Consider the following 3,646-nt stretch of genomic DNA (forward strand, 5'->3'; position numbering starts at 1 on the left):
AACCACTGACCACTGACCACTGACCACTGACCACTAACCACTGACCACTGACCACTATTTATAATTACAAAGCACTTGTCGCATTTTACAGAGATTTGCTGGTAATTCCAAATTCATGGCTTGTTGAATAAAAATTGACGGAATGGGAATATTGGGGGTGGCTTGTACAGTATAAGCTAATAGAGTACCATTACCCATGTCTTTAAGTTCTAAATTAGCATGAAAATCTGTAAATGTGCCTCTTTCCATGCGAAACTGAACCTGTTGTCCTACTACTTCTACCACACGCAGATAAATTTCTACTTGAGCCGTGAAAAATAAAAATGCTTTTTGTGCAGATTGATACAGACGTTTAACATCACCTTTAGAGATAACTTCGCTTTTAGTAATATCAGGAAAATATTGTACCCAACGGGGGTAATCTGTAATTTGTTGCCAAACATGGGATCTAATTAGGGGAATATACATACAGGCGGTAACAGCACCACCCCAGTGAGTATGGGATTTCGTTTGTAGTAATACTTCACCCTGAATCAATAATCTCTGCTGATCTTGATTCCAGAGTATATCTGATAATGGTAAGCTGGCATCAGGTATCCTTTTAAGATTGGAGTTTGACATATATGATATTCTCGCAGATATAGTAATTTTGGCGACTTATGAACGGATTTTTTTTACTTGGCCTTAATTGAATTTACGTCGCTTGATTTTAATTACAGTCAAATTCATGGATTTTTCGCAGACAATTAGTCTAAAGTTGATTTTAAATGATCAAATCATAATTTCTGCATCAGCGCGTAAATTGGAGTTAAGAGGAAAACAGCGTGAGTCAATCTTCCTTAAGTGGCAAATTAATCCAGGGTTTTGGTATTCTCTTGGGTATAAGTGTAGCCCTATTTCTACTCAGAGGTTTTGGTATTATTACTAATTTTCCCGGTGGTTTAATTACTTTACTGTTTTTCGGGGCGATCGCATTGGCAATTTTAAGTTATTGTTCAAAGAGATGGTGGCGTTTTTAAACTTATACCTCATTTACCTGAAATCTGTTGTCAATTCCCCGCTTTTCAAAGCGAGGAATTAGTATTAGTTACCGACACTGACGATATTTAATGTGATAAACTAAACCACGGTGGGCGAGATCAAAAGAGTCAACTGTCGCTATACCTCGACCATTAGCACTCATTGAAGCATTCACGCGCATATTTACACTATCACCACAGGCTGACCAAACATCACCCACAGTCACTAATTGATCTCGAACATTATAGTCAGTTTCGCCTCTAAATGTCCTGGAAAAAACCGGGCCACGCTGACCTGCAAAAAAGTATTCTGCTCTTAGTTTCCCGCTCGTATTGGGAGCAATATAGCCTCGATAATCAGCATCGTAGAGGGAGATTTGAAAACCTTGGGGGACTTGAATAGGAATGCTCAAATTACAGCTTTTGCGTGATTCTTGTGATTTATTCCCTTCAGCAATAAACTTATCAAATAGAAGGGTTAGCTCTTGACCATCGGGGCTAACGTTGACGCTAGCAGACCCTTCAGGACAACCATTACCACCATATCCTGCACCTACAATTTTAACTTTATCCTGGTCATTGGCAAAGGCAGGCCCAATAGAAGCTATCATTAGTGCAGCCGCAGCTAGGGATGCTTGTGCAAACTTGATAGATTTATTCTGGAAATTTTGATGACTCATAACTTATGTGTTTCGGATATTTTCACTAGTGTTATTACAAATGTCAACGGTCGAAGGAAAGTTGTTGTTAAGTAATTGGACAAAATAATTACACAAAAATTTGCTCTGAAATCCTTTAGTAATTCAGAATTAGCAGATAATTAATATATAATTAATTCTGTCGTGGTACTTATCGCCACCTTATGAACATCAAGGCTGAAATTGGGGTGAATTTGTTCCCTTAACACCAAATTAGCAAACAAACTTAACTTTTTCAATCATTCTCATTCAGCAACCCCAACTGTCACAGATTAATGTTTTTGAATTAATTATTAAGGTGTATAAAAATGACAAAATATATATGTAAGGTGTGTGGTTATATCTATGACCCAGAAATAGGTGATGAAGATAGCGGTATAGCACCCGGAACAGCTTTTAAAGATATTCCAGATGATTGGGTTTGTCCGGTTTGTGCCGCCCAAAAAAATGACTTTGAGTTATATGAAGAGTAATATGGAGACAGATACTCAACCTCTTGCAGAAGTTGGGGATCTGGATGTTACAGAAACTTGTGATTTTTGATTTTGTTACCTTTGCAAATTGTCGTTATTGGTGGTGGGGCTGCGGGATTTTTTGGTGCGATCGCTTGTGCTGAAGCTAATCCCCAAGCTCATGTTACTTTAATTGAAGCCAGTCGTCAACCCTTGGCGAAAGTGCTAATTTCCGGTGGAGGTCGTTGTAATGTTACCCATGCTTGTTTTGAACCACAGCGTTTAGTCCAGAATTATCCTAGAGGTGGTAAAGCCTTATTAGGTGCATTTACCCGTTTTCAACCCTTAGATACTATTGCCTGGTTTGCGGCTCATGGGGTAAACTTAAAAACTGAAGCTGATGGGCGAATGTTCCCCATTACAGATCGAGCGGAAACTATTGCGGAATGTTTGATTAAAGCTGCTTTTGCGGCTAAAATAGAAATCTGCATTGGCACACCTGTTACTGCTGTCACCCGCAAAAATGACAGTTTTGAAATTCTCCTCAAATCAGGAGAAAGTAAAAAATGCGATCGCTTACTTTTGGCTACAGGTAGTAGTTTAGCTGGGTATAAAATCGCTAGGGAATTAGGTCATCAAATTGAACCTCCTGTACCCTCTCTTTTTACCTTGAATATTGCAGATAGTCAATTACGGGAATTAGCAGGAATTAGCGTTAATTCTGTAAATTTACGGTTATTGCTTCCAGGTAAAAACCAATTACAACAAACAGGACCCCTATTAATTACCCATTGGGGTGTAAGTGGTCCAGCAGTGTTGAAACTTTCCGCTTGGAGTGCGAGGATTCTCCATGACCACCGCTATCAATGTCAATTATTAATCAATTGGTTGCCCGAATTATCACAGGAGGAAGTGAGAGAAAAACTTTTAAATGTAAAATCGGCATGGGGAAAAAAAGCGATCGCCTTACATCGTGGTGTAGGATTACCTCATCGTCTTTGGCAATATCTGATTAACCGCGTCAATATTACTATAGAAGATCGTTGGGCAGCCATATCTAATAAAACTTTAAATCAGCTAGTCCAGGAAATATCTCAGGGAGAATACTTAATTAAAGGTAAAGGTGTATTTAAAGAAGAATTTGTCACCTGTGGAGGTATCAACCTCAAAGAAGTTAACTTTAAAACAATGGAAAGTAAATTAGTACCGGGCTTGCATTTTGCAGGGGAAATATTAGATATTGATGGCATCACTGGTGGCTTTAACTTCCAAAGCGCTTGGACAACCGCATATTTAGCTGGTCAGTCCATGATCAAAACAACACAAGACAATTAACCTATTTCCTCCTTTGCGTCTTGGCGTCTTGGCGTGAGACAAAAAACTCTGGTTCATTGACCAGGAAATTGCTGTAAGTTGTTACGCAGCTAAATTGTACAATCCTAATATGGCTAGATATTGTGGTGCGGGCATCCTGCCC

At 39.0% G+C, this 3,646-nt stretch carries 5 protein-coding genes and 1 pseudogene; 3 read left to right on the forward strand and 3 right to left on the reverse strand.

The window, feature by feature from the left end; all coding sequences use genetic code 11:
* Together ACIR310F_RS27500 and ACIR310F_RS0117335 are read right to left on the reverse strand one after the other, a co-directional pair.
* Positions 1-95 (reverse strand): annotated as a pseudogene (locus ACIR310F_RS27500) (hypothetical protein); the annotation flags it as partial.
* Complete coding sequence (locus ACIR310F_RS0117335) at positions 55-621, reverse strand: SRPBCC family protein (RefSeq protein ID WP_028084917.1); 567 nt, start codon at positions 619-621, stop codon at positions 55-57. The gene ACIR310F_RS0117335 and the pseudogene ACIR310F_RS27500, both read right to left, overlap by 41 nt.
* 203 nt (positions 622-824) lie before the next feature.
* Between ACIR310F_RS0117335 and ACIR310F_RS0117340 the strand changes: the two genes are divergently transcribed.
* Entirely contained in the window at positions 825-1,019 is a 195-nt protein-coding gene (locus ACIR310F_RS0117340) for a hypothetical protein (RefSeq protein WP_028084918.1), read from the forward strand.
* Positions 1,020-1,087: 68 nt separating this feature from the next.
* Here ACIR310F_RS0117340 and ACIR310F_RS0117345 read toward each other — a convergent pair whose 3' ends face one another.
* Positions 1,088-1,699 (reverse strand): DUF4360 domain-containing protein, encoded by a 612-nt coding sequence (locus ACIR310F_RS0117345; RefSeq protein WP_028084919.1) that lies wholly within the window; start codon positions 1,697-1,699, stop codon positions 1,088-1,090.
* A 326-nt stretch (positions 1,700-2,025) separates the two neighbouring features.
* On the opposite strand from ACIR310F_RS0117345, the gene rd reads away from it, so the two are divergent.
* Together rd and ACIR310F_RS0117360 are read left to right on the forward strand one after the other, a co-directional pair.
* Positions 2,026-2,190 (forward strand): rubredoxin, encoded by a 165-nt coding sequence (gene rd, locus ACIR310F_RS24510; protein WP_071604842.1) that lies wholly within the window; start codon positions 2,026-2,028, stop codon positions 2,188-2,190.
* Positions 2,191-2,262: 72 nt separating this feature from the next.
* A complete protein-coding gene (locus tag ACIR310F_RS0117360; protein WP_028084920.1) occupies positions 2,263-3,504 on the forward strand; it encodes a BaiN/RdsA family NAD(P)/FAD-dependent oxidoreductase in 1,242 nt (413 codons plus the stop codon).
* Positions 3,505-3,646 lie beyond the last annotated feature (142 nt).

The sequence above is a fragment of the Dolichospermum circinale AWQC310F genome, from assembly GCF_000426925.1.
Taxonomy (GTDB): domain Bacteria; phylum Cyanobacteriota; class Cyanobacteriia; order Cyanobacteriales; family Nostocaceae; genus Dolichospermum; species Dolichospermum circinale.

Coding starts and splice junctions, on each gene's coding strand:
- ACIR310F_RS0117335 (WP_028084917.1), bottom strand. CDS start 621: ATGTCAAACTCCAATCTTAAAAGGATACCTGATGCCAGCTTACCATTA.
- ACIR310F_RS0117345 (WP_028084919.1), bottom strand. CDS start 1,699: ATGAGTCATCAAAATTTCCAGAATAAATCTATCAAGTTTGCACAAGCA.
- rd (WP_071604842.1), top strand. CDS start 2,026: ATGACAAAATATATATGTAAGGTGTGTGGTTATATCTATGACCCAGAA.